The 22199-nt window shown below is 70.6% G+C and carries 19 protein-coding genes; 10 read left to right on the top strand and 9 right to left on the bottom strand.

Annotated features, from left to right (window positions below; translation table 11 throughout):
* Position 1: 1 nt before the first annotated feature.
* From ACIBK6_RS20310 to ACIBK6_RS20290, 5 genes are all read left to right on the top strand, one after another.
* Positions 2–775, top strand: coding sequence for a DUF3710 domain-containing protein (locus ACIBK6_RS20310; RefSeq protein ID WP_399052662.1), 774 nt, complete (start codon positions 2–4; stop codon positions 773–775).
* A 250-nt stretch (positions 776–1025) separates the two neighbouring features.
* The gene (locus ACIBK6_RS20305) at positions 1026–3569 is read left to right on the top strand and encodes an ATP-binding protein (RefSeq protein WP_399052661.1); all 2544 of its coding nucleotides are present in this window, start codon (positions 1026–1028) and stop codon (positions 3567–3569) included.
* Between the two features lie 43 nt (positions 3570–3612).
* Positions 3613–4305: a response regulator gene (locus ACIBK6_RS20300; RefSeq protein WP_399052660.1), complete on the top strand. Its 693-nt coding sequence runs from the start codon at positions 3613–3615 to the stop codon at positions 4303–4305.
* An 85-nt stretch (positions 4306–4390) separates the two neighbouring features.
* Entirely contained in the window at positions 4391–4789 is a 399-nt protein-coding gene (locus ACIBK6_RS20295; protein ID WP_078966308.1) for an OB-fold nucleic acid binding domain-containing protein, read from the top strand.
* A gap of 3 nt (positions 4790–4792) precedes the next feature.
* Positions 4793–5533, top strand: a complete 741-nt coding sequence (locus tag ACIBK6_RS20290; RefSeq protein WP_399052659.1) for a DUF3159 domain-containing protein — start codon at positions 4793–4795, stop codon at positions 5531–5533.
* Between the two features lie 62 nt (positions 5534–5595).
* On the opposite strand, the gene ACIBK6_RS20285 is transcribed toward ACIBK6_RS20290, so the two are convergent.
* Positions 5596–6264 (bottom strand): potassium channel family protein, encoded by a 669-nt coding sequence (locus tag ACIBK6_RS20285; RefSeq protein WP_399052658.1) that lies wholly within the window; start codon positions 6262–6264, stop codon positions 5596–5598.
* Positions 6264–6932, bottom strand: coding sequence for a potassium channel family protein (locus ACIBK6_RS20280; RefSeq protein ID WP_399052657.1), 669 nt, complete (start codon positions 6930–6932; stop codon positions 6264–6266). Before ACIBK6_RS20280 ends, ACIBK6_RS20285 begins: the two co-directional genes overlap by 1 nt.
* Positions 6933–7160: 228 nt before the next feature.
* On the opposite strand from ACIBK6_RS20280, the gene ACIBK6_RS20275 reads away from it, so the two are divergent.
* Both ACIBK6_RS20275 and ACIBK6_RS20270 read left to right on the top strand, forming a co-directional pair.
* Positions 7161–9206: an APC family permease gene (locus ACIBK6_RS20275; RefSeq protein WP_399052656.1), complete on the top strand. Its 2046-nt coding sequence runs from the start codon at positions 7161–7163 to the stop codon at positions 9204–9206.
* A gap of 147 nt (positions 9207–9353) precedes the next feature.
* A complete protein-coding gene (locus tag ACIBK6_RS20270) occupies positions 9354–10694 on the top strand; it encodes a class I SAM-dependent RNA methyltransferase (RefSeq protein WP_399052655.1) in 1341 nt (446 codons plus the stop codon).
* Between the two features lie 171 nt (positions 10695–10865).
* Here the strand turns inward: ACIBK6_RS20270 and ACIBK6_RS20265 are convergent, their stop codons facing one another.
* Both ACIBK6_RS20265 and ACIBK6_RS20260 read right to left on the bottom strand, forming a co-directional pair.
* Positions 10866–13658 carry a molybdopterin-dependent oxidoreductase gene (locus ACIBK6_RS20265; protein WP_399052654.1) on the bottom strand — a complete coding sequence of 931 codons (2793 nt, stop codon included), beginning with the start codon at positions 13656–13658 and terminating at the stop codon, positions 10866–10868.
* Positions 13655–14479 (bottom strand): FAD binding domain-containing protein, encoded by an 825-nt coding sequence (locus ACIBK6_RS20260; protein WP_399052653.1) that lies wholly within the window; start codon positions 14477–14479, stop codon positions 13655–13657. Before ACIBK6_RS20260 ends, ACIBK6_RS20265 begins: the two co-directional genes overlap by 4 nt.
* A 230-nt stretch (positions 14480–14709) precedes the next feature.
* Here ACIBK6_RS20260 and ACIBK6_RS20255 point away from each other — a divergent pair, with 230 nt between their 5' ends.
* Positions 14710–16227 carry a PucR family transcriptional regulator gene (locus ACIBK6_RS20255; RefSeq protein ID WP_399052652.1) on the top strand — a complete coding sequence of 506 codons (1518 nt, stop codon included), beginning with the start codon at positions 14710–14712 and terminating at the stop codon, positions 16225–16227.
* A gap of 25 nt (positions 16228–16252) precedes the next feature.
* Here ACIBK6_RS20255 and ACIBK6_RS20250 read toward each other — a convergent pair whose 3' ends face one another.
* From ACIBK6_RS20250 to ACIBK6_RS20240, 3 genes are all read right to left on the bottom strand, one after another.
* Positions 16253–16651 carry a molybdopterin-binding protein gene (locus ACIBK6_RS20250; RefSeq protein ID WP_399052651.1) on the bottom strand — a complete coding sequence of 133 codons (399 nt, stop codon included), beginning with the start codon at positions 16649–16651 and terminating at the stop codon, positions 16253–16255.
* Positions 16652–16783: 132 nt separating this feature from the next.
* Complete coding sequence (locus ACIBK6_RS20245) at positions 16784–17491, bottom strand: M24 family metallopeptidase (RefSeq protein ID WP_399052650.1); 708 nt, start codon at positions 17489–17491, stop codon at positions 16784–16786.
* A 264-nt stretch (positions 17492–17755) separates the two neighbouring features.
* Positions 17756–18469 (bottom strand): TetR/AcrR family transcriptional regulator, encoded by a 714-nt coding sequence (locus ACIBK6_RS20240; RefSeq protein ID WP_399052649.1) that lies wholly within the window; start codon positions 18467–18469, stop codon positions 17756–17758.
* 111 nt (positions 18470–18580) lie between these two features.
* Here ACIBK6_RS20240 and ACIBK6_RS20235 point away from each other — a divergent pair, with 111 nt between their 5' ends.
* The gene (locus ACIBK6_RS20235) at positions 18581–19282 is read left to right on the top strand and encodes an NAD(P)-dependent oxidoreductase (protein WP_399052648.1); all 702 of its coding nucleotides are present in this window, start codon (positions 18581–18583) and stop codon (positions 19280–19282) included.
* A gap of 121 nt (positions 19283–19403) precedes the next feature.
* Here the strand turns inward: ACIBK6_RS20235 and ACIBK6_RS20230 are convergent, their stop codons facing one another.
* Positions 19404–19874 (bottom strand): winged helix-turn-helix transcriptional regulator, encoded by a 471-nt coding sequence (locus tag ACIBK6_RS20230; RefSeq protein ID WP_399052647.1) that lies wholly within the window; start codon positions 19872–19874, stop codon positions 19404–19406.
* An 89-nt stretch (positions 19875–19963) separates the two neighbouring features.
* Between ACIBK6_RS20230 and ACIBK6_RS20225 the strand changes: the two genes are divergently transcribed.
* A complete protein-coding gene (locus tag ACIBK6_RS20225) occupies positions 19964–21385 on the top strand; it encodes an MFS transporter (RefSeq protein ID WP_399052771.1) in 1422 nt (473 codons plus the stop codon).
* 35 nt (positions 21386–21420) lie between these two features.
* Here ACIBK6_RS20225 and ACIBK6_RS20220 read toward each other — a convergent pair whose 3' ends face one another.
* Positions 21421–22101: a class I SAM-dependent methyltransferase gene (locus ACIBK6_RS20220; protein ID WP_399052646.1), complete on the bottom strand. Its 681-nt coding sequence runs from the start codon at positions 22099–22101 to the stop codon at positions 21421–21423.
* Positions 22102–22199: the final 98 nt, after the last annotated feature.

Genomic DNA, 22199 nt, shown 5'->3' with positions numbered 1-22199 from the left:
CGTGTTCGGACGTCGCAAGAAGAGCGGGACTGCCGATGACGCGGCGGGCGAGGCCGAGCAGGTCGTCGACGGCACCGGGGCCGATGACATCGAGGCCGGGGACAAGCGCGAGGTGCGCAGGGTGAACCTGCCGCCGGCGCCGCGCCCGGACGGCCCCTGGGACCTCTCCGAGGTCACCGAGCCCGGCGAGGGCCGGGTGGACCTCGGCGGACTCTTCGTCCCCGGGGTCGAGGGCATGGAGCTGCGGGTCGAGGTCGCGGGCGACGCGATCGTCGCGGCCACGGTGGTGCTGAACGACAGCGCGGTCCAGCTGCAGGCCTTCGCGGCACCGAGGAAGGAAGGCATCTGGGGCGAGGTCCGCGAGGAGATCGCCTCCGGCATCACCCAGCAGGGCGGCATCATCGACGAGGTCGAGGGCCCGCTGGGCTGGGAGCTGCGCGCGCAGGTCCCGGTACAGCTGCCGGACGGCACGGGCGGCGTCCAGCTGGTCCGCTTCGTGGGCGTGGACGGCCCGCGCTGGTTCCTGCGCGGTGTCATCTCCGGCCAGGGCGCGGTGCAGCCGCAGGCCGCCGGGCTGCTTGAGACGATCTTCCGGGACACGGTGGTGGTCCGCGGCGAGGGCCCCATGGCGCCCCGCGACCCGATCGTCCTGAAGCTGCCCAACGACGCGCAGATGGTCCCCGAGGGCGTCCAGCAGGACGACCAGGAGGGTTCCCGCTTCTCCGGCGGCATGGGCCAGCTCCAGCGCGGCCCGGAAATCAGCGAGATCCGCTGACCTCGACCGGTGCCCCGCAAGCGGCGGGCAATTCGCTTACGGCCCGCGGCTGTTGGTCCTCGAAATCCAACTGCCGCGGGCTGTCGCATTGCGTCCGGCCTTTCGGGCGCTCCGCCCCGCACCACCTGCGCCGGAGCATCAGAATCGCGTCAATTCGGGACCTCCGCCCCGCCCCCACCCCATTTGCCGTAATTGTTGGCCGTAAGGTCGACGCTGCGTACGCAGCTGAATTCTGAAAGACAATGGGGCCATGGCACGCGGCAAGCTTCGGATCTACCTCGGCGCGGCACCGGGCGTCGGCAAGACGTACGCGATGCTGTCCGAGGCTCACCGCCGGGTGGAGCGCGGCACCGACTGCGTCGTCGCGTTCGTGGAGCACCACGGGCGGCCGCGCACCGAGGTGATGCTGCACGGCCTGGAGCAGATCCAGCGGTGCGAGATCGAATACCGGGGGACCGCCTTCACCGAGATGGACGTGGACGCGGTCCTGGAGCGGCGCCCCGCCGTCGCCCTGGTGGACGAACTCGCGCACACCAATGTCCCCGGCGCCCGCAACACCAAGCGCTGGCAGGACGTCGAGGAACTGCTCGCGGCCGGGATCGACGTCGTGTCCACCGTCAACATCCAGCACCTGGAATCCCTCGGCGACGTGGTCGAGTCGATCACCGGCGTACGCCAGCGCGAGACCGTGCCCGACGAGGTGGTGCGGCGGGCCGACCAGATCGAGCTGGTCGACATGTCGCCCCAGGCGCTGCGCCGCCGCATGGCGCACGGCAACATCTACAAGTCCGAGAAGGTCGACGCGGCCCTGTCGAACTACTTCCGGCCCGGCAACCTCACCGCGCTGCGCGAGCTGGCGCTCCTGTGGGTCGCCGACCGGGTGGACGAATACCTCCAGCAGTACCGCGGCGAGCACGACATCCAGTCCACCTGGCAGGCCCGCGAGCGGATCGTCGTCGGCCTGACCGGCGGACCCGAGGGCCGCACCCTCATCCGCCGGGCCGCCCGGATGGCCGCCAAGGGCTCCGGCAGCGAGATCCTCGCGGTGTACGTGGCCAGGAGCGACGGCCTCACCTCCGCCTCGCCCAAGGAACTCGCCGTCCAGCGCACCCTGGTCGAGGACCTCGGCGGCACCTTCCACCACGTCATAGGCGACGACATCCCCACCTCGCTGCTCGCCTTCGCGCGGGGCGTCAACGCCACCCAGATCGTGCTCGGCTCCAGCCGCCGCAAGGCCTGGCAGTACATCTTCGGTCCCGGCGTCGGGCAGACCGTGGCCCGCGACTCCGGGCCCGACCTCGACGTCCACATCGTCACCCACGAGGAAGTCGCCAAGGGCCGCGGACTGCCGGTGGCACGCGGGGCCCGGCTCGGGCGGGCCCGCATCGTGTGGGGCTGGGCGGCCGGCGTCATCGGACCCGCCCTGATGACCGTGCTGCTCACCAATGTCGACGCGGACCTCGGGCTCGCCAACGACATGCTGCTGTTCCTGACCCTGACCGTGGCCGCGGCCCTGCTCGGCGGTCTGGCACCGGCGCTCGCCTCGGCCGCGGTCGGCTCGTTCCTCCTGAACTACTACTTCACCCCGCCCATCCACAAGATCACGATCGCCGATCCCAAGAACATCGTCGCCATCGTCATCTTCGTGCTTGTGGCCGTGTCGGTGGCCTCCGTCGTGGACGTCGCGGCCCGCCGAACCCACCAGGCCGCCCGGCTGCGCGCCGAATCCGAGATCCTCTCCTTCCTCGCGGGCAGCGTGCTGCGCGGCGAGACCAGCCTGGACGCACTGCTGGAGCGGGTCCGCGAGACCTTCGCCATGGAGTCCGTCGCCCTGCTGGAACGCGAGAGCGACGTGTCGCCCTGGAGCCGCGCGGGCAGCGTCGGACCGCGCCCGGTCGGGCGGCCCGAGGACGCGGACGTCGACATGCCGGTCGGAGACCACATGGCGCTGGCCCTGTCCGGGCGCGTACTGCCCGCCGAGGACCGCCGCGTGCTCGGCGCCTTCGCCGCCCAGGCCGCCGTCGTGCTCGACCGCCAGCGCCTGGTGGGGGAGGCCGAGGAAGCCCGCAAGCTCGCCGAGGGCAACCGCATCCGCACCGCGCTGCTCGCCGCCGTCAGCCACGACCTGCGCACCCCGCTCGCCTCCATCAAGGCCGCCGTCACCTCGCTCCGCTCCGACGACGTGGAATGGTCCGAGCAGGACCGCGCCGAGCTCCTCGAAGGCATCGAGGGCGGCGCCGACCGCCTCGACCACCTGGTCGGCAACCTCCTGGACATGTCCCGCCTCCAGACCGGCACCGTCACCCCGCTCATCCGCGAGATCGACCTCGACGAGGTCGTTCCCATGGCGCTCGGCGGTGTCCCCGAGGACAGCGTCGTCCTCGACATCCCCGAGACGCTGCCCATGGTCGAGGTCGACCCGGGCCTGCTTGAGCGGGCCGTCGCGAACATCGTGGAGAACGCCGTCAAGTACAGCCCGCCCGACAGCCCCGTCACCGTCGCCGCCAGCGGCATGGCCGAGCGCGTCGAGATACGGGTCACCGACCGCGGCCCCGGTGTCCCCGACGCCGCCAAGGACCGCATCTTCGCGCCCTTCCAGCGCTACGGCGACGCCCCGCGCGGCGCCGGAGTCGGCCTCGGTCTCGCCGTCGCCCGGGGCTTCGCCGAAGCCATGGGCGGCACCCTCGCCGCCGAGGACACCCCCGGCGGCGGCCTCACGATGGTCCTCACCGTCCGCGCCGCCCCCGGCCCGGACCGGGCCCCCGCCGGCCTCTCCGCCCAGGTCACCTCATGAACCGAACCGTTCCGCCAGAGAATGTAGAAGGCAGGTATTCCAGATGACCCGGGTGCTCGTGGTCGAGGACGAGCCGCAGATCGTGCGCGCGCTCGTGATCAACCTCAAGGCACGGAAGTACGAGGTGGACGCGGCCCCCGACGGCGCGACCGCCCTCCAGCTCGCCGCCGCCCGCCACCCCGACGTGGTCGTGCTCGACCTCGGCCTGCCCGACATGGACGGCGTCGAGGTCATCAAGGGGCTGCGCGGCTGGACCCGGGTCCCGATCCTGGTGCTCTCCGCCCGCCACACCTCCGACGAGAAGGTCGAGGCGCTGGACGCCGGCGCCGACGACTACGTCACCAAGCCGTTCGGCATGGACGAGCTGCTCGCCCGGCTGCGCGCCGCCGTACGCAGGGCCGAGCCGGTCGGCGGCGCGGACGGCGCCGACGACGTGGTGATCGTCGAGACCGAGGGCTTCACCGTCGACCTCGCCGCCAAGAAGGTCAACCGGGACGACCGCGACGTACGCCTCACGCCGACCGAATGGCATCTGCTCGAAGTCCTGGTCCGCAACACCGGCCGCCTGGTCAGCCAGAAGCAGCTGCTCCAGGAGGTCTGGGGGCCCTCCTACGGCACCGAGACCAACTACCTGCGGGTCTACATGGCCCAGCTGCGCCGCAAACTGGAGCTCGACCCCTCGCACCCGCGCCACTTCATCACCGAGCCGGGCATGGGCTACCGCTTCGAACGCTGAGCCCGAGAGCCCGGGTCTCAACCCCGTGATGGGTGCTGACCACACGCTTTGATCGGTTGGGGGTGTCCCCCGGTACGCTTTCTGTATGAGTGCTGACCTTCGTACCGAGAAGCCCGCGGGGCGCTTCCGCCGGATGCTCGACCGGCTGTCCACCTCGCAGGAGGATCTGCACTCCGCGGAGCTGCAGGAGGACACGCAGGCCACGGGGTGCACCCGCATCTCCGAGTGCAGCGACCGCCAGATAGTCAAAGTGACTGGTACCTTGCGGACCGTCACCCTGCGTCCGCGGGCGGGTGTGCCGGCGCTGGAGGCCGAGCTCTTCGACGGCACCGCCCCGCTGGACGTGGTGTGGCTGGGACGGCGCTCGATCGTGGGCATCGAGCCGGGCCGCAAGCTGATCGCTTCGGGCCGGATCTCCATGAGCCACGGCCGACGGGTGCTGTTCAACCCCAAATACGAACTCCGACCGCTCGGACAGGAGTAGCCGGTGACGTCAGTCGACAAGCCGACCACCACCCCCACATCCACCCCGTCCGACGCCGACGCGAAAGCCGTGACCGAGGCCGCGCTCTTCGAGGCGTTCGGCGGGGTGCGCGGCATGGTGGAGACGGTCCTGCCGGGGCTGCTCTTCGTCACGATCTTCACGGTCAACAAGGACCTGCACACCTCGGCGATCGCCGCCCTCGTGGTCTCGCTGCTGCTCGTCGCGGTCCGCCTGGTCCGCAAGGACACCATGAAGCACGCCTTCAGCGGCGTCTTCGGCGTGGCCTTCGGTGTGGTCTTCGCGATGATGACGGGCAACGCCAAGGACTTCTACCTGCCGGGCATGCTGTACACCCTGGGCCTGGCCCTGGCGTACATCGTCACCACGGTCTTCGGAGTGCCCCTGATCGGGCTGATCCTCGGCCCGGTCTTCAAGGAGAACCTGTCCTGGCGCACCCGCAACCCGGGCCGCAAGAAGGCGTACGCGAAGGCGAGTTGGGCCTGGGGGCTCATCCTGTTCGCCAAGTGCGCGATCCTCTTCCCGCTGTACTGGTGGGCCAACACCTCCCAGCTCGGCTGGGTGCTGATCGCCCTGAAGATCCCGCCGTTCCTCCTCGCGGTCTGGCTCACCTGGGTCTTCCTCGCGAAGGCCCCGGCGCCGATCGACGTCTTCGCCGAGATGGAGGCGGAGGAAGCGGCCGAGAAGGCCCGTAAGGCCGCGGCGCAAGCCCCCGGCGCGAGCTGATCGCCGAGAACGCGGTAAGGGCCCGGAACCACCTGGTTCCGGGCCCTTCCGTATGTGCGGCGTCAGCTCTCGCGGCGGACCGAAAGGAGGTCCTCCAGCTGCTCCTCGCGCGCCTGCGCGGCCACGAACAGCAGCTCGTCACCGGCCTCCAGGGTCTCCTCCTGGGTGGGCGTGAGCACCCGCGTGCCGCGGATGATCGTGACCAGGGAGGTGTCCTCCGGCCAGGCCACATCGCCGACCTGCGTGCCCGCGAGCGCCGACTCCGGCGGCAGCGTCAGCTCGACCAGGTTCGCGTCGCCGTGGCTGAAGCGCAGCAGGCGTACGAGATCACCGACGCTCACCGCCTCCTCGACGAGCGCCGACATCAGCCGCGGCGTCGAGACGGCGACGTCCACGCCCCACGACTCGTTGAACAGCCACTCGTTCTTCGGGTTGTTGACCCGGGCCACCACCCGCGGCACCCCGTACTCGGTCTTCGCGAGCAGCGAGACGACCAGGTTCACCTTGTCGTCGCCGGTGGCCGCGATGACCACGTTGCAGCGCTGGAGCGCCGCCTCGTCCAGCGAGGTGATCTCGCAGGCGTCCGCGAGCAGCCACTCGGCGAGCGGCACCCGCTCCACCGAAATGGCGGTGGGCGCCTTGTCGACCAGGAGCACCTCGTGCCCGTTCTCCAGGAGCTCGCCCGCGATGGAACGACCCACCGCGCCGGCCCCGGCAATCGCCACACGCATCAGTGACCGCCCTCCTCGGGACCCTGGGCGAACGCCGCCTCGACCTTTTCGACCTCGTCGGTACGCATCATCACGTGCACCAGGTCGCCCTCCTGCAACACCGTCTGGGACGTCGGCAGAACCGCTTCGCCCAGCCGGGTGAGGAACGCGACGCGCACGCCGGTCTCCTCCTGCAGCTTGCTGATCTTGTGGCCGATCCAGGCCGCCGAGGTGTGCACCTCCGCCAGCTGCACGCCACCGCTCGGGTCGCGCCACAGCGGCTCCGCGCCGGACGGCAGCAGCCGCCGCAGCATCTGGTCGGCGGTCCAGCTGACCGTGGCGACCGTCGGAATGCCCAGGCGCTGGTACACCTCGGCCCGGCGCGGGTCGTAGATCCGCGCCGCCACGTTCTCGATGCCGAACATCTCACGGGCCACCCGGGCCGCGATGATGTTGGAGTTGTCACCGCTGGAGACGGCGGCGAACGCGCCGGCCTCCTCGATCCCCGCCTCGCGCAGGGTGTCCTGGTCGAAGCCGACCCCGGTGACCCGGCGCCCGCCGAAGCCCGAACCGAGCCGGCGGAAGGCCGTGGGGTCCTGGTCGATCACCGCGACCGTGTGCCCCTGCTGTTCCAGAGTCTGCGCGAGAGCGGCTCCCACTCGCCCGCAGCCCATGATGACGATGTGCACGTGCCCTTTACCCCGCACTCCTGGTCGCCCCGATGACCTGCGCAAACACCCTGCTCACTACTTCCTTCTCGGCTAGCCGGGCAACAGCGTGGCAACGGAAATCCACGTTGCCGCCTGACGAGCTTATGCGGCCCGCCGCCCGATGCACTCATCAGTGCCGATATCCCATGAGGACGTCAATGGGAGGCGGGTGGGCCCAATCCATACGCAACGCTTACGATCCTCTGCGTGTCCAAACTGACCGACGTGCCCAAACGGATCCTGATCGGCCGGGCGCTGCGCAGCGACAAGCTGGGAGAAACCCTCCTCCCCAAGCGCATCGCACTCCCCGTCTTTGCCTCCGACCCGCTCTCGTCCGTTGCGTACGCACCCGGAGAAGTACTCCTGGTGCTCTCCGTGGCGGGTGTGTCGGCGTACCACTTCAGCCCCTGGATCGCGGTCGCGGTCGTGGTGCTGATGTTCACCGTGGTCGCCTCCTACCGGCAGAACGTGCACGCCTACCCGAGCGGCGGCGGTGACTACGAGGTCGCCACCACCAACCTCGGACCGAAGGCCGGACTCACCGTCGCGAGCGCCCTGCTCGTCGACTACGTGCTGACCGTGGCCGTCTCCATCGCCTCCGGCATCGAGAACCTCGGCTCCGCGATCCCCTTCGTGGTCGAGCACAAGGTGCTGTGCGCCGTCGCGGTGATAGTGCTGCTCACCCTGATGAACCTGCGCGGAGTGAAGGAGTCGGGCAAGCTCTTCGCGATCCCGACGTACGTCTTCGTCGCCGGGGTCTTCATCATGATCGCGTGGGGTGCCTACCGGGGCCTCGTCATGGGCGACACCATGAAGGCCCCCACCGCCGACTACACGATCAAGGCCGAGCACCAGGGCCTGGCGGGGTTCGCCCTCGTCTTCCTCCTCCTGCGCGCCTTCTCCTCCGGCTGCGCGGCGCTCACCGGCGTCGAGGCCATCAGCAACGGCGTCCCCGCCTTCCGCAAGCCGAAGTCCAAGAACGCCGCCGGCACCCTGGCCCTCATGGGCGGCCTCGCCGTCACCATGTTCTGCGGCATCATCGCGCTGGCCATGGCCACGAACGTACGGATGGCCGAGAAGCCCACCGAGGACCTGCTGCACAATGGCGCCCCGGTCGGCTCCGGATACGTCCAGAACCCGGTGATCTCGCAGGTCGCCGAGGCCGTCTTCGGCAACGGCAGCTTCCTGTTCATCGTGCTCGCCGCGGCCACCGCGCTGGTCCTGTTCCTGGCCGCCAACACCGCGTACAACGGCTTCCCGCTGCTCGGCTCGATCCTCGCCCAGGACCGCTACCTGCCCCGCCAGCTGCACACCCGCGGCGACCGCCTGGCGTTCTCCAACGGAATCGTGCTGCTGGCCGGCGCCGCGGTGCTGCTCGTCGTGATCTACGGCGCGGACTCGACCCGGCTGATCCAGCTGTACATCGTCGGCGTCTTCGTCTCCTTCACGCTCAGCCAGACCGGCATGGTCCGCCACTGGAACCGCCACCTGGCCACCGAGAACGACCCGGCCAAGCGCCGCCGGATGATCCGCTCCCGCGCGATCAACGCGTTCGGCGCGTTCTTCACCGGGCTCGTCCTGGTCGTCGTGCTCGCCACCAAGTTCACCCACGGCGCCTGGGTCGCGCTGCTCGGCATGGTGATCTTCTACGGAACGATGACCGCGATCCGCAAGCACTACGACCGGGTCTCCGAGGAGATCGCCGCTCCGGACGAGCCCTCCGACGACAGTCTGCGGCCCTCCCGGGTCCACTCGATCGTCCTGGTCTCCAAGGTCCACCGCCCCACACTGCGCGCCCTGGCCTACGCCAAGCTGATGCGCTCGGACCAGCTGGAAGCCCTGTCGATCTCGGTCGACCCGGCCGAGACGAGGGCGCTGAAGGAGGAGTGGGAGCGGCGCGGCATCAACGTACCGCTGAAGATCCTCGACTCCCCGTACCGCGAGATCACCCGGCCGATCATCGAGTACGTCAAGGGCCTGCGCCGCGAGAGCCCGCGCGACGCGGTCAGCGTGTTCATCCCCGAGTACGTCGTCGGCCACTGGTACGAGCACCTGCTGCACAACCAGAGCGCCCTGCGGCTCAAGGGCCGCCTGCTCTTCACCCCTGGCGTGATGGTGACCTCGGTCCCCTACCAGCTGGAGTCCTCCGAGGCCGCGAAGAAGCGGGCCCGCAGGCGGGCGGACTGGGACGCGCCGGGTTCGGTGCGCCGAGGCCCGGTGCCCCGGCCCAAGGAGCCCAGCAACAAGAGCTGAGGCTTTGCCAGCATCGGGCGGCGGGGGACACCCGCGTTGAGCTGGGCGGTGCCTGTGGCGGGCGGCGGGGCGACACCCACGTAGACTGGTGGGCTGTTCGCCCGGCCGCCCCGCCGTTTCCCCCCTCATCCCTGGAGTCACCCACCCATGCAGCAGAACGCATCCGAGTCGTCGCTGTCGTCGCTGGTCGGGGAGGAGTACGAGGTCGAGGTCGGCCCCGTCGCGCACGGCGGCCACTGCATCGCCCGCACCGCCGAGGGCCGCGTCCTCTTCGTACGTCACACCCTGCCGGGCGAGAAGATCGTCGCCCGCGTCACCGAGGGCGAGACCGACTCCCGCTTCCTGCGCGCGGACGCGGTGCAGATCCTGGAGCCGTCGAAGGACCGCGTCGAGGCGCCGTGCAAGTACGCGGGTCCCGGCATGTGCGGCGGCTGCGACTGGCAGCATGCCAAGCCCGGCGCCCAGCGCCGCCTCAAGGGCGAGGTCATCGCCGAGCAGCTCCAGCGGCTCGCGGGGCTCACCCCCGAGGAGGCGGGCTGGGACGGCACGGTCATGCCCGCCGAGGGCGACAAGCTGCCCGCGGGCCAGGTCCCGGCGTGGCGTACCCGCGTCCAGTACGCCATTGACGACGAGGGCCGCGCGGGCCTGCGCAAGCACCGCTCGCACGACATCGAGCCGGTCGACCACTGCATGATCGCTTCGCCGGGCGTCTCGGAACTGGGCATCGAGAAGCGCGAATGGCCACAGCTGGAGTCGGTCGAGGCGATCGCGGCGTCGGGTTCGCACGACCGCCAGGTAATCCTGACCCCGAAGCCGGGCGGCCGCCTGCCGCTGGTCGAACTGGACAAGCCGGTGTCGGTGCTGCGCGTGGAGGAGAAGGACGGCGGGGTGCACCGCGTCCACGGCCGCGCCTTCGTCCGCGAGCGGGCCGACGGCCGCACCTACCGCGTCGGCATGGGCGGCTTCTGGCAGGTCCACCCGCAGGCCCCCGACACCCTGGTGAAGGCCGTGATGCAGGGCCTGATGCCGCGCAAGGGCGAGATGGCGCTCGACCTGTACTGCGGCGTCGGCCTGTTCGCCGGCGCGATCGCGGAGCGGGTGGGCGAGACGGGCGCGGTGCTGGGCATCGAGTCGTCCAAGCGCGCGGTGGAGGACGCCCGCCACAACCTGGCGGACCTGCCGCGCGTCCGGGTGGAACAGGGCAAGGTCGAACAGGTCCTGCCCCGCACCAAGATCACCGAAGCCGACCTGATCGTCCTGGACCCGCCCCGAGCGGGCGCCGGCAAGCAGACGGTCCGCTACCTGACGGGCCTGGGCGCCCGCCGCATCGCCTACGTGGCCTGCGACCCGGCGGCGCTGGCACGGGACTTGGCCTATTTCAGCGAGGGTGGCTACAGGCCGCGGACGCTGCGGGCGTTTGACTTGTTTCCGATGACGCACCATGTGGAGTGCGTGGCGATCCTTGAGCCGGTGCGCGAGGACGCCTGACCTGCGGGTTTACGCCCACGCATCATGTGCGGTGTGGGCGGTATCTTGACGCTGAAGCGACGCTCGTTCTGATGGGTCGTCACATCGCCTGGCGGGCAGGTCAAGGAGCCTGTGGAGGAATGGGTTCCGCTTCGCGAGGGCCTCACACCCGGACCCGGGGCGAGGCCCTCGCTACGTCGCCGGGTCGGCCCGCCTCGCCGCATGCTGGTCCATCGTCAGCCAGACCCGGTCGCGGGTCACCGGCATCTCGGTGAAGCGGATGCCTGTGGCGTCGCGCAGTGCGTTGGTGAAGGCGGGGCCCACCGGGTTGAAGGGGCTTTCGCTCATCGACTTGGCTCCGAGCGGACCGATCGCGTCGGTCGTCTCCATGAAGTGGACCTCGGTACGCGGTATGTCGGCGTACTGCGGCAGGCGGTAGCGCCGGAAGGCCGCCGTGGTCACTTCGCCGCGCTCGTCGAGCCGTACGGTCTCGAAGAGTGTGGCGCCGAGCGCCTGGGCGACTCCGCCCTCGACCTGGCCGCGGCACTGGAGCGGGTTCATGACCTTGCCGGCGTCGGCGGCGTGGACGCTGCGCAGGATCTTCATCTCGCCGGTGTCCGGGTCGACGGCGATCCGGAACCACTGGGCGTTGAAGGCCACCGAGCGCGGGCTGCCGCCCCAGTGGCCGTCCGCCGCCAACTCGTCCTGCGCGCCCAGTAGTTGAGCTGCCTCGTGCAGCTCCTTCAGGGTCACGATCCGGCCCGCGCAGTCCAACGCCTCCGCGCCGAGCGTGCACAGGTGGCGGGCCACTCCGGTGTACCTGGCCGCGAAGGTCTTCAGGCGTCCGGCCAGGGATTCCGCGGCGAGCAGGACCGCCTTGCCGGCCACGACCGTACCGGCCGAACCGAAGGCGCCCGTGTCGTGGCGGACGACGTCGGTGTCGGACTGGCGGATCGCGATCCGGTCCACGGTGGTGTTGAGGGCCCCCGCGGTGATCTGCTTGTGGACGGTGGTGGTGCCGTTGCCGAACTCCGCCGTGCCCACCGCGATGTCGTACGTCCCGTCGGTGAGGAGACTGACGGTCGCATCCGCGTAGTGGCCGCCGGGCGGGCCGGTGGCGATCATCGCCATGGCCGTGCCCTGGCCGGTCAGCCATCCCTTGGGCACGTCCTTGTCGCTCCGGTCCTCCGCGATGGCCTTGCGGACGATCGAGAGGCACTGGGCCAGGCCGTACGAGGCGATGTGCAGGTCCTCCTCCTCGCCGATGGGACTTGCCATGTGGTCGCCGGGGCCGATGATGTTCCTCTCCCGGAAGGCGAGTGGGTCCATGCCCAGGCGGCGGGCCAGCTCGTCCATGGCGGATTCGACGGCGAAGGTGACCTGGCCCAGGCCGTAGCCGCGGAAGGCACCCGCCGGGACGGCGTTGGTGTAGACGGAGTAGGCGTCGACCTTCTTGTGCGGGGCCCGGTAGACGGCGAAGGACTCGCCGACGCTGTGGAACATCACGGCGGGGCCGTGGTTGCCGTAGGCGCCGGTGTTGGAGACGACCCGCATCTGAATGGCGGTGAGAGTGCCGTCGGTTCGGGCGCCCAGCTTGATCCGGATCGTGAACGGATGGCGGGTGGTGGCGCCGTAGAACTGCTCGGCACGGGTGTATTCGAGCTTGACCGGGCGGCGCAGCTTGAGCGCGGCGAGGACGACGATGTCCTCGGTCAGCATCTCCTGTTTGCCGCCGAAGCCGCCGCCCACCCGGCCCGCGACCACCCGGACCTCGTCCTCCGGAAGGCCGTAGAGGGCGCACAGTGCGCGGCGGGTCAGGAACGGGGTCTGGGTGCTGGAGCGCACGGTGAGCCGCTCGCCGGTGGCGTCCTCCTTCGGCTCGAAGTAGGCGACGCAGCCGTGGGTTTCGAGACTCGCGTGCTGGACGCGCTGGGTGCGGAAGGTCTCCTCGTAGACGACGGCGGCTTCGGCGAATCCGTCGGCGACGCAGCCGATCTCGCCGTGCACCTCGCCGGCGACGTTGTTCTCGACGCGGGCGATCCGAACCTCCGGCCCCTTGCCGGCGTGGATGACGGGCGCGCCGGTGCACATGGCCTCCTCCGGGTCGGTGACGTAAGGGAGTTGCTCGTACGTCACCTCGATCCGGCGGCAGCCCTCCTCGGCCGCCTGCTCGCTTATCGCGACGACGGCCGCGACGCGCTGGCCGACGTAGCGGACGGTGTCGTCCAGGACGCGGGTGTCGTCGGGGTCCTCGGTGGGGTGCTCGTGCCGGGCGCTGGAGTACAGCGTGGCGGGGGCGTCCTCGTGCGTGAGGACGGCGTGGACGCCGGAGACCCGCAGGGCCGCGGAGGTGTCGATGGCGAGGATGCGGGCGTGCGGGTGCGGGGAGCGCAGCAGCTTCATGTGGAGGAGCCCGGGGACCTCGACGTCGAACGTGTACCGGGCGCTGCCCGTCACGACCTGGGGGCCGGCCGGGGCGCCGAGACTCCTGCCCACCGCCTTTCCTGCGCAGGGGCGTTCGGTGTGCTTCACGCCGCGGACGGCGTCCTCGATGGCGCGGTATCCCGTGCAGCGGCAGATGTTGCCCTTGAAGGCGCGCGGGAGGTCGTCCAGCTTGCCGTCGTCATGGGCACCGCCCTTCTCCTGTTCGAGGGCGGCCGTGGTCATGAGGAACCCCGCGGTGCAGAACCCGCACTGGAAGCCCTGGGCGTCCAGGAACTTCTGCTGTACGGGGTGGAGTTCGCCGTCCTTCGCGGCCAGGCCCTCCACCGTGGTGACCGACCGGCCCTCGGCCCGTACGGCCGGGTACAGGCAGCTGTGCACCGGTTCGCCGTCCACATGGACCGTGCAGGCCCCGCAGTCCCCGGCGTCGCAGCCCTTCTTCACCCCGAACCAGCCGCGCTCGCGCAGATACGTGCGCAGACACTGGCCGGCCCGGGGCTCGGAGTCGAAGGGCTGGTCATTGACCTGGATGCGGAAGCTCATCGCACACCGTCCCGGGTGAGTTCCTGACGGACCTGCTCGGCGAGGTGGAAGGCCATGTGCCGCCGCCACTCGGGCAGTCCGTGGATGTCGTCGAACCAGTCGCGGTCGCCCACGGCCGACCCGATCGCCCCGCGCAGCTCGGCCCGGTCCGGCGGCAGGGCGAACCAGAGACGGAAGGGCCGTCGGGTAGCGGCCGTGATGGTCACGGCCAGTGAACCGTCCAACGGATCCAGCGTCCCGATGACGAGGGCGCCCGAGCGCCCGAGGCCGTACAGCGACGCCTGCCGGAAGGCAGTACGACACCTCAGCGAGCGGGCGGGGATCGTCACCGAGCGCAGCAGCTCGCCCTCGGCAAGGTCCTTACGGCCTGCTCCGGTGACGAAGGCGGCCGCCTTCACCCGCCGAACCGAGCCGTCCTGGGCCTGGAGCAGGCACTCGCCGTCGAGGGCCGCGGTGAGGGAGATCATCGGGCCGGCCGGCAGGGCGTTGCAGAGGTTCCCGCCCACCGTCGCCATGTTCCAGATCTTGAACGAGGCGAGGAAGGCCCGGCAGCACTGCTCGAAGAGTCCTGCGGCAGGTGCGGCCAACTGGCGTCCATACCTTGACAGTTGAGCGATCGTGCAGGTGGCCGCGATCTCCACCGATCCGTCGGGCAGCGGGCGGACCGGCTCCCAGCCCATCCGGCTCAGATCCACCAGCCGCCGCAGCTGCGGCTGGGGCTCGGAGAAGAGGTACGTTCCGCCGCCGAGCCAGGCGTCGCCCGGACGCCAGGGCTCGTGACGGCGTGCGTCACGCACGTCGAGAACCGTGTTCAGATCCATGTCCCCACCGTCTTCAGCCGCTGTTGCCCTGTCAGTGAAGCCGGGCCGACGGCTGAAAACGACTGGTGCGCGGAACGGAAAATCTCCAGCCGCACCGGCCGTGTCCTGGTGAATCAACCAAGAGGAATTCTGCTTCCAGGGCCTTGCATCTACGATGATGCGACTCGCATACGCCTTGCGGATGTGAGAAGCCGGGGCAAGGACCCGGTGGCCGCACAAGGAGTCAGCGCATGCACGTCGGAGACCTCCTCCAGATCGAGGGCCTCGATCTCACCCTCGTCTGGGGTGGCGAGAATCTGCTCAGCCAGGCGATCAGCGGAGTGACCGCCACCGACCTGGAGGACCCCGCCCGGTTTCTCCAGCGCGGAGAGATCGTGCTCAGCGGTCTGGTGTGGTGGAACGAAGCGGACCGCGAGGCCAGGACCGAGCGCTTCGTCTCCGCCCTCGCGGAGTCCGGAGCCACGGCGCTCCTCGCCGGCGAGGAGACCCACGGCACGGTCCCCGCCGATGTGGTCGACTCGTGCCGCGAACACGGCATCGCGCTCCTTGCCGTACCGGCGCACACCAACTTCCGGGCGATCACCGAAGCCGTGTACCGGCGCCAGTGGGGTGACCTCAGCCGCCGCCCCGCAACCCACTTCGCCCTGCCCGAGAACGTACGGGGCGAACTCGGCCGACTGGTCGATCACGGGGCCGCCGCCGGCGAACTGCTTGAGTGCGCGCTGGCTCCGTTCGGCACACCGTCGTGTTACGTGCTCACCAGCAGCGGGCGCACGATCGCCCGCACCGCGTCGGCCCCCGAACTGCCGCCCGCGCGGGCCGCCGAGAACCTGCGCGACCTCGCCGGTGAAACGCTGCGGGTCCAGGCCGAGGCCACGCCGTACGACACCTGGTACCTCCACCTGCCACAGGCCGACGGAGCACCTCCCCGGGCCCTGCACGAGATCGCCGAGGTCATCGGCCAGTACCGACACCATCACGATCAACAGCACGCGGCCCGGCGCCGGACCGGGCAGGAGCTGGTCGCCCTCATCGACACGGGCGGCGCCGCCACCGGAGCCCTGACGAACGCCCTCACGTCCTGCGGGCCGCTGGCCGAGGGACCCTGGCAGGTCGTGGTCACGGCCACCGCCGGGCGACCCGCGGACAGCGGTGCCAAGGAGGCGCTCACGGAGGCCCTTCGGCACCTGCCCTCGGCGGACTTCGCGGTCGGCACCACCCTGGACGCGCACGCCGTCGCCGTCGTACGAAGCGGCGGCGAGGGCACCGTCTCGCTCCGCGAGCCCTGGTCCCTGCTGCACGACTGCCGGCCCGGGACTCCGCTGTACGCCGGCGTCAGTGCGCTCACCGCGGAGCCCGCCGGACTCCACGCCGCCCTCACCCAGGCCCGCTACGCCCTCGCGGCGGCGCGGCACGGCTCCCCGACGACCGGCCACGTGACCGCGGTCGAGGAACTCTCCTCCCTGGACTCACTCCTGGCCGGCATTCCCGCCGACGTACGAACCATCTTCAGCGCCAGGACACTCGGTGCCCTCGCTCACGGCGGACCGGCCTCGCACCACATGCTCCTTGAGACCCTGGAGGTCTTCCTCGCCCACAACTGCTCCTGGGCCCGCACCGCCGAAGCACTGCACCTGCACGTCAACACCGTCCACTACCGCATCGAACGCGTCCAGCTCCTCACCGGACGGGATCTCTCCCGCCTCGACCACAAGCTCGACCTGCGCGCCGCGCTCCTGTGCCGCTGAGGTGTTCGCCGGTGCGGGGTCGGGTTCAGGGAGTGTCGATGTGCACATTGGTCGACTTCACGCGTGCGGTGACGGTGACACCGACCTCGATGCCGAGCTCCTCGACGGACTCCCGCGTCACCAGCGAGACAATCCGGTGCGGTCCCGACTGGACCTCGACCTGCGCGGCGACGTCGTCGAGCGTCACCCGGGTCACGATGCCGGGGAACGCGTTCCGTACGGACGTGGCCACGGCGCCTTCCGGCAGCGGATGCATCCCTTGCGCCCGCTCCTTCGCGAACGCCGCCAGACTCACCCGGTCGATCGCCCGGTTCCCCGGCCCTTCCCGGACCATGCGCAGCCGTCCGGAGTCGGCCCACCTCCGGACGGTCTCCGAACTCACGCCCAGCAGCCTCGCTGCCTGCCCAATGCTGTACGACGACACGAACCGCACTCTAGGGGGTGTCCGGCGGATCACGGCCGGGGTCGCGGCAGACAGCTACGCCGGGCCCCGGCGCCGACTTCCGTCATGGCCGGTCTGCGCTGCCTGCCCATCGCCAGTCCTGCGCAGCGGCGGTTATGCCAGGTCCAGCAACTGCTCGTAGAATCCGCCGAATCCGCGCCGCTCGTCCACGAGGTGGAGCTCCAGGATCCAGTGGCAGACCCGGCCCGCGCGGTCGGTGCGACGCAACGGGCTGTCGTTGTCCGGGGTGATGAAGGACTCGGCCTTCGCCCCCTCGTTGGTCTCGTGCGGGAACTCCCCGACGAGGTGACCGGCGTGCCAGATGCCGATGCCCCAGCCCGCCTCGGCGGCCAGGCGCTCGACCTCGGCGTGGAGTTGCTTGCCGGTGATGTCCGGATCGGCGGCGAACGCGGCGCGTCCGGCGGCGAAGAGGCGCGGCAGGTCTGCGAGGAGCCGGTGCTTGTGCGGGTCGTCGCCGAAGACGTAGGTGCGGCCGAAGTCCGCCTCGTACTCCTCGAAGATCGGGCCGAAGTCGGCGAAGGCGATGTCGTCCTCGCCGATGATCCGGTCCGGCGGGTTGTCCCGGTACGGGACCAGGGTGTTGGGCCCGGAGCGGATGATCCGCTTGTGCCAGTGCTTGGTGGTGCCGAACATGTCGTTCGCCAGGTCCCGGATACGGTCGCTCGCCTCCCGCTCCCCGACACCGGGCGCGACCAGCCCGCGCGCCGCCACCTCGGCGAACAGCGCGACCGCCTTCTCCTGCGCCGCCACCAGACCCGCGACGCGCAGGGCCTCCTCCGGACCCGTTGCTGCGACCGTCATGCCAAGCCCCCCATTCCCCTGTAGCGCTGTGGCCCGCAGCGAGGCGGGCACACTCCGCAACTACCACCCTAATAGACCCTTCAGCCGCGCATCCGCGCCCTGTCGAGGGCGTCTTCCGTGCCGCGGTCGGCGACTGGGGCTGGGGCAGCGACGGCCTGCTGGCACGGCAGCAGAACCTGTCTCGACGCCCAGTGCCGGTCTAGGGCTGTCGGACGCGGGCCCGGTCCGCTGCCCGGACCCAGGTGGTCAGGCGCCGGAGGGCTGTCACTTCTGCGGGGTGATACTCAAGGACCGGAGGAGCTGGGCCAGTTCTTCGCGGAAGAGCTTGTCCGGGCTGAGGGCCTGGGCTTGTAGATGGCCGTAGATCTCCAGTGACACCAGGCCGTGCAGGTGACTCCAGATGCGCAGGGCGAGGGCCACGGCGCTGGGGGGCAGGTCGGGAAAGGCCGGGCGGACCTTGTCGAGGAGGCCGGCGTCGAAGTCGGACCATGCGAAGTCGCTGTCCGCGTAGTGGCGTTCGGCGTACGGCCAGGCGGCGGCCGCCAGTGCGGTGATGCCGGTGCAGACGCGGAGGGCGGCGTCCGGGGCGGCGCCGCCTTCGGGGGGCCGGTAGCCGGGGACGGGGTCGCCGTAGATCAGGCGGAAGCCCTCGCGGTTGGCCAGGGCCCAGTTCCGGAAGGCGCATGCCCATGCCTGGATCCGGGCAGCCGGGTCTTGTGCGGGGGCCGTGTCCCAGGCGGCGTCGACGGTGTCGGCCAGCGAGGTGTAGACGTTGTTGATCAGCGTGGTGACCAGGTCGTCGCGGGTGGCGAAGTAGCCGTAGATGGCGTTGGCGGTCATGCCCATCTCGCGGGCGATGGCCCGCAGCGTGATCGCGTCGGGCCCGCCCGAAGCCATCAACTCCAGCGCGACCTTCTTGATCTCGGCGGTTGTCTCGGCCCGCAGTCGCTCACGGCGCCCTCTGGTTGTCGTTCCCACGCTCACTGACTCTACAGCGTCCTAATTTGGAGTGCCGTATCTTTACTTCACGCCGTATAGTTACGCCATGCCGTGAAGGGTTCGCGGCGTGAGCAGCTTCAGGGGAGAGCCATGCACATCGGAGTCATCGGAGCCACCGGCAGCATTGGCGGTCGAGTCGTCACCGAAGCCCTCGACCGGGGGCACCGCGTCACGGCCTTCAGCCGTGACGTCACGCAGATCGAGGAGGATCGCGGGAACATTGTCTGGCGGAGCATCGATGTCCTCGACGCCGGCAGCATCGCCGCAGGCATACCCGGCATTGACGTGCTGATCAGTGGATTCCAGCCCGGAAATGGCGCCAGGGACATCGCCGACACAGTGGCCCGCTCGATCGCGGATCCCACCGTGTACGCCACTGCCGCGCGAGCACTGCTGAAGGCGCTGGAGAGCCACCCCCGGACCCGGCTGATCGTCATCGGTGGCGCCGGCAGCCTGGAGATCGAGCCCGGACTCGTACGGGCGGACTCCGACGAACTCCTGCACGAGAGCCTCGACGCACTGGGCCTGCCGAGGGAGTACGCCGCCGCAGTGCGCGGCCATCGTGACGCCCTGAACGTCCTGCGCACGTCCAACAGACTGTGGACCTATTTCAGTCCCGCGGAGGACATCGCCCCGGGCGAGCGAACCGGCCGGTTCCGGACCGGTGGCGATCAGCCGGTCCTCGACGCAGCCGGGCGCAGCCGCATCTCCGTGGAGGACGCGGCCGTCGCCCTCGTCGACGAGGCCGAACTGCCCCGCTTCGTCCAACGCCGCTTCACCATCGGCTACTGAGCGCACACCGGCGTCCCACCGCGCAACTGTCGGACGCCCAGGCGGCCTTCCAGCGCCTACGGCCTCCAGCAGCCGGTCGGCGTGAGCGGGGGCATGGGCACCACGACGTGGAAGGGCGTTGTCACGATCTTCGGGGGGCGTACGCATCCGGCGGCTTGGCCGTAGCGTTCTGTTCGTCGTACGTCGCGCGGGCCCTGGCGATTTCCGCGCGGTGTTCCCCGGTCCAGGTCACCAGGGACCGGATCGTGGTGTGCAGGGTGCGGCCGAGGGGGGTGAGCGCGTAGTCGACGCGGGGCGGCACGACGGGGTGCACGGTCCTGCTGACCAGGCCGTCGCGCTCCAACTGGCGCAGCGTGACGGTCAGCATCCGCTGGCTGATGCCGTCGATCTCGCGGCGCAGCTCGGTGAAGCGCAGGGTGCGGCAGTCAAGCAGGGCGATGACGAGAAGCGACCACTTGTCGGCGACCCGGTCGAGGATCTGGCGTACCTCGCAGCCCTCGCGGGTGTCCCACTGGAAAGGGTCGGTGTCGCCGTACGGCTCGGCGTCGGTTACTTCGCAGTGACTGGGTGACTTCAAAGTGCCGTCTTCCATGGGCAGTTAGCGTGCCGCACGATTCCTGTGGTTACAAGAAGGAACTGACCGCACGAGGAGTCACCATGCCCCCTGCCACACCCGAAACGATGTCCCGTCGAGCCTGGGCGCTGCTGTTCGTCCTCTGCGGAACGATCTTCCTGGAGGGCATCGACGTGGCCATGCTCGCGGTGGCCGTCCCCTCCATCAGATCCGATCTGGAACTGCCGACGGACGTGGCCGCCTGGGTGATGAGCGCGTACGTTCTCGGCTACGCGGGGTTCACCCTGCTCGGCGGGCGGGCCGCCGATCTGCTCGGCCGGCGCCGGATGTTCCTCGGCGCGCTCACCGTCTTCCTGCTCTTCTCCGGGCTCGGCGGCTTCGCCACCGAGGGGTGGATGCTGATCGTGGCCCGCCTGGTGACCGGCGTAGCGGCGGCCTTCATGACTCCCGCCGCGATGTCGATCATCACGACTTCGTATGCGGAGGGCCCGCAGCGCAACAGGGCCCTGCTCGTCTTCGCCGGGACCGCCGCGGGCGGCTTCTCGCTCGGCCTGGTCATCGGCGGCGCGCTCACCTCGTTCGGCTGGCGCTGGGTGTTCTTCGCGCCCGTACTGCTCGCCGGGGCGATCCTGCTCGCGGCGGTGCGCCTGGTGCCCGCCGAGCGGCCGCCGGTGCGCACCGGCGGCTTCGACCTGCTGGGTGCGGCCGTCGCGGCCGGCACGATGCTGCTGCTCGCCTTCGCAATCGTGCGACTCGAACACGGTCTGGAGGGCTGGCCGTTGACGCTTGCCGCGTTCGTCGCCGGGCTGGTCCTCGCCCGGGTCTTCGCTGCGGTCGAGCGCCGCTCGGCGGCCCCGCTCGTCCGGCTCGGGATCCTGCACAAGGCGTCGGTGGTGCGGGCGGATCTGGGTGCGCTGCTGTTCGTCGGCTCCTTCTTCGGCTTCCAGTTCATCGTCACGCTCTACCTCCAGGAACTGCGTGGCTGGTCGTCGATGGAGACCGCGCTCGCCCTGGTGGTGATGGGCTGCGATGCGGTCCTCGCGCCGACGCTCACCCCGCGCCTGGTCGACCGGTTCGGCAACGCCCGGGTGATCTTCGGCGGGTTCGTGGTGGCCACCGTGTCGTACGCCCTGTTCCTGCCGGTCGGTGACGACTGGTCGTACGCCGCGATGTTCCCCACCCTGATCCTCACCGGCACGGCCTTCGCGCTGGCCTACGGTCCGCTGACGATCGCCGCGACCGACGGGGTCGACGAGGCCGAACAGGGCCTGGCGGGCGGTCTGTTGCACACGGCGACGCAGTTCGGCTCGGCCGTCGGCGTCTCCTCGGTGACCGCGGTCTACGGCCTGGCGTCCGCCGGGGGAGCGGGCCAACTCGCCGCGTATCGCGCCGCGTTGGCCGTGCCCGTCGTGATGGTGGTGCTCGGCGCGCTCGTCACCTCCTTCGGGCTCCGTGCCCGGTGGCGCACGGAGCCCGTCGCCGTCAGCGCACCCGGGCCCCGGAGCGGAGCTCCGGCCGGTCGCGGCTGAGGCTGTCGAGTGCCTGCTGCGAGTGGAGGGGGGGTTCAGCGCAGTCGTCGGGCGCGGAGCACCAGGTCGTCGGTGTGGTGGGCGCCGGCGCCGCCGTCGGGTGCTGTGCGTGGTCGCTGTTCGTCCACCTCCACCTCCCAGTCGTCGTTGAGCAGGGCGGCGACCATCGAGGGCCAGACGTAGTCGGCCGGGTCGAAGCCGGTTTCGTTCGGCTGCTGGGTGTTCATCCCGGCGTGGTGTACGAGCAGCAGCACACCGCCGGGCGCGACGGCCGCGAGCAGCGCTCGCTCGGCCGCGGCGTCGGGGGTGCGCAGCAGGGCCGGGTACTGCGCGGAGACCAGGTCGAAGGAGGCCGGCGCGAACTGCGCCTCGGTCAGCGCGGCGTGTACCCAGTGGATGGCGACGCCGGCGTCCCGTGCGTGCCCGGCTGCCCGTTCCAGTGCCACGCCGGAGACTTCGAGCGCGGTCACGTCCCAGCCGCCGCGCGCGAGCCAGACGGCGTCGGCGCCCTCGCCGCAGCCGACGTCGAGCACCCGCCCGGGGGCGAGCCCGGCGACCTCGGCCACCAGTGCGCCGTTGGGGCGGCCGCTCCACAGCTGCTGCCGGTCGGCGTACCGGTTGTCCCACTCCGCCCGCACCGCGGGATCTCCGAGGTATCCGCCGCCAGGCGAAGGGGTGCCGGTCGCGGGTGGTCCCGCTGCGATGTTGTCGGTCATGGGCCCACCGTCGCGCCTCGTGTCCCGGTCACGCCACTCCTGTTGCCGGTCCGGCAAACGGCGCCCCCAGGGTCGAGGAACAGCCGGCCGTCGTCGCG

Source organism: Streptomyces sp. NPDC050485 (assembly GCF_044458185.1).
Taxonomy (GTDB): domain Bacteria; phylum Actinomycetota; class Actinomycetes; order Streptomycetales; family Streptomycetaceae; genus Streptomyces.
This window is presented reverse-complemented; position numbering and strand designations above follow the sequence as displayed.

Excerpts from the sequence above, each read along its gene's own strand:
- ACIBK6_RS20305 (WP_399052661.1), top strand. The coding sequence starts at position 1,026 with ATGGCACGCGGCAAGCTTCGGATCTACCTCGGCGCGGCACCGGGCGTC.
- ACIBK6_RS20300 (WP_399052660.1), top strand. The coding sequence starts at position 3,613 with ATGACCCGGGTGCTCGTGGTCGAGGACGAGCCGCAGATCGTGCGCGCG.
- ACIBK6_RS20260 (WP_399052653.1), bottom strand. The coding sequence starts at position 14,479 with ATGGATCTGAACACGGTTCTCGACGTGCGTGACGCACGCCGTCACGAG.
- ACIBK6_RS20235 (WP_399052648.1), top strand. The coding sequence starts at position 18,581 with ATGCACATCGGAGTCATCGGAGCCACCGGCAGCATTGGCGGTCGAGTC.
- ACIBK6_RS20270 (WP_399052655.1), top strand. The coding sequence starts at position 9,354 with ATGCAGCAGAACGCATCCGAGTCGTCGCTGTCGTCGCTGGTCGGGGAG.
- ACIBK6_RS20245 (WP_399052650.1), bottom strand. The coding sequence starts at position 17,491 with ATGACGGTCGCAGCAACGGGTCCGGAGGAGGCCCTGCGCGTCGCGGGT.
- ACIBK6_RS20285 (WP_399052658.1), bottom strand. The coding sequence starts at position 6,264 with ATGCGTGTGGCGATTGCCGGGGCCGGCGCGGTGGGTCGTTCCATCGCG.
- ACIBK6_RS20220 (WP_399052646.1), bottom strand. The coding sequence starts at position 22,101 with ATGACCGACAACATCGCAGCGGGACCACCCGCGACCGGCACCCCTTCG.
- ACIBK6_RS20230 (WP_399052647.1), bottom strand. The coding sequence starts at position 19,874 with ATGGAAGACGGCACTTTGAAGTCACCCAGTCACTGCGAAGTAACCGAC.
- ACIBK6_RS20255 (WP_399052652.1), top strand. The coding sequence starts at position 14,710 with ATGCACGTCGGAGACCTCCTCCAGATCGAGGGCCTCGATCTCACCCTC.
- ACIBK6_RS20265 (WP_399052654.1), bottom strand. The coding sequence starts at position 13,658 with ATGAGCTTCCGCATCCAGGTCAATGACCAGCCCTTCGACTCCGAGCCC.
- ACIBK6_RS20295 (WP_078966308.1), top strand. The coding sequence starts at position 4,391 with ATGAGTGCTGACCTTCGTACCGAGAAGCCCGCGGGGCGCTTCCGCCGG.
- ACIBK6_RS20225 (WP_399052771.1), top strand. The coding sequence starts at position 19,964 with ATGTCCCGTCGAGCCTGGGCGCTGCTGTTCGTCCTCTGCGGAACGATC.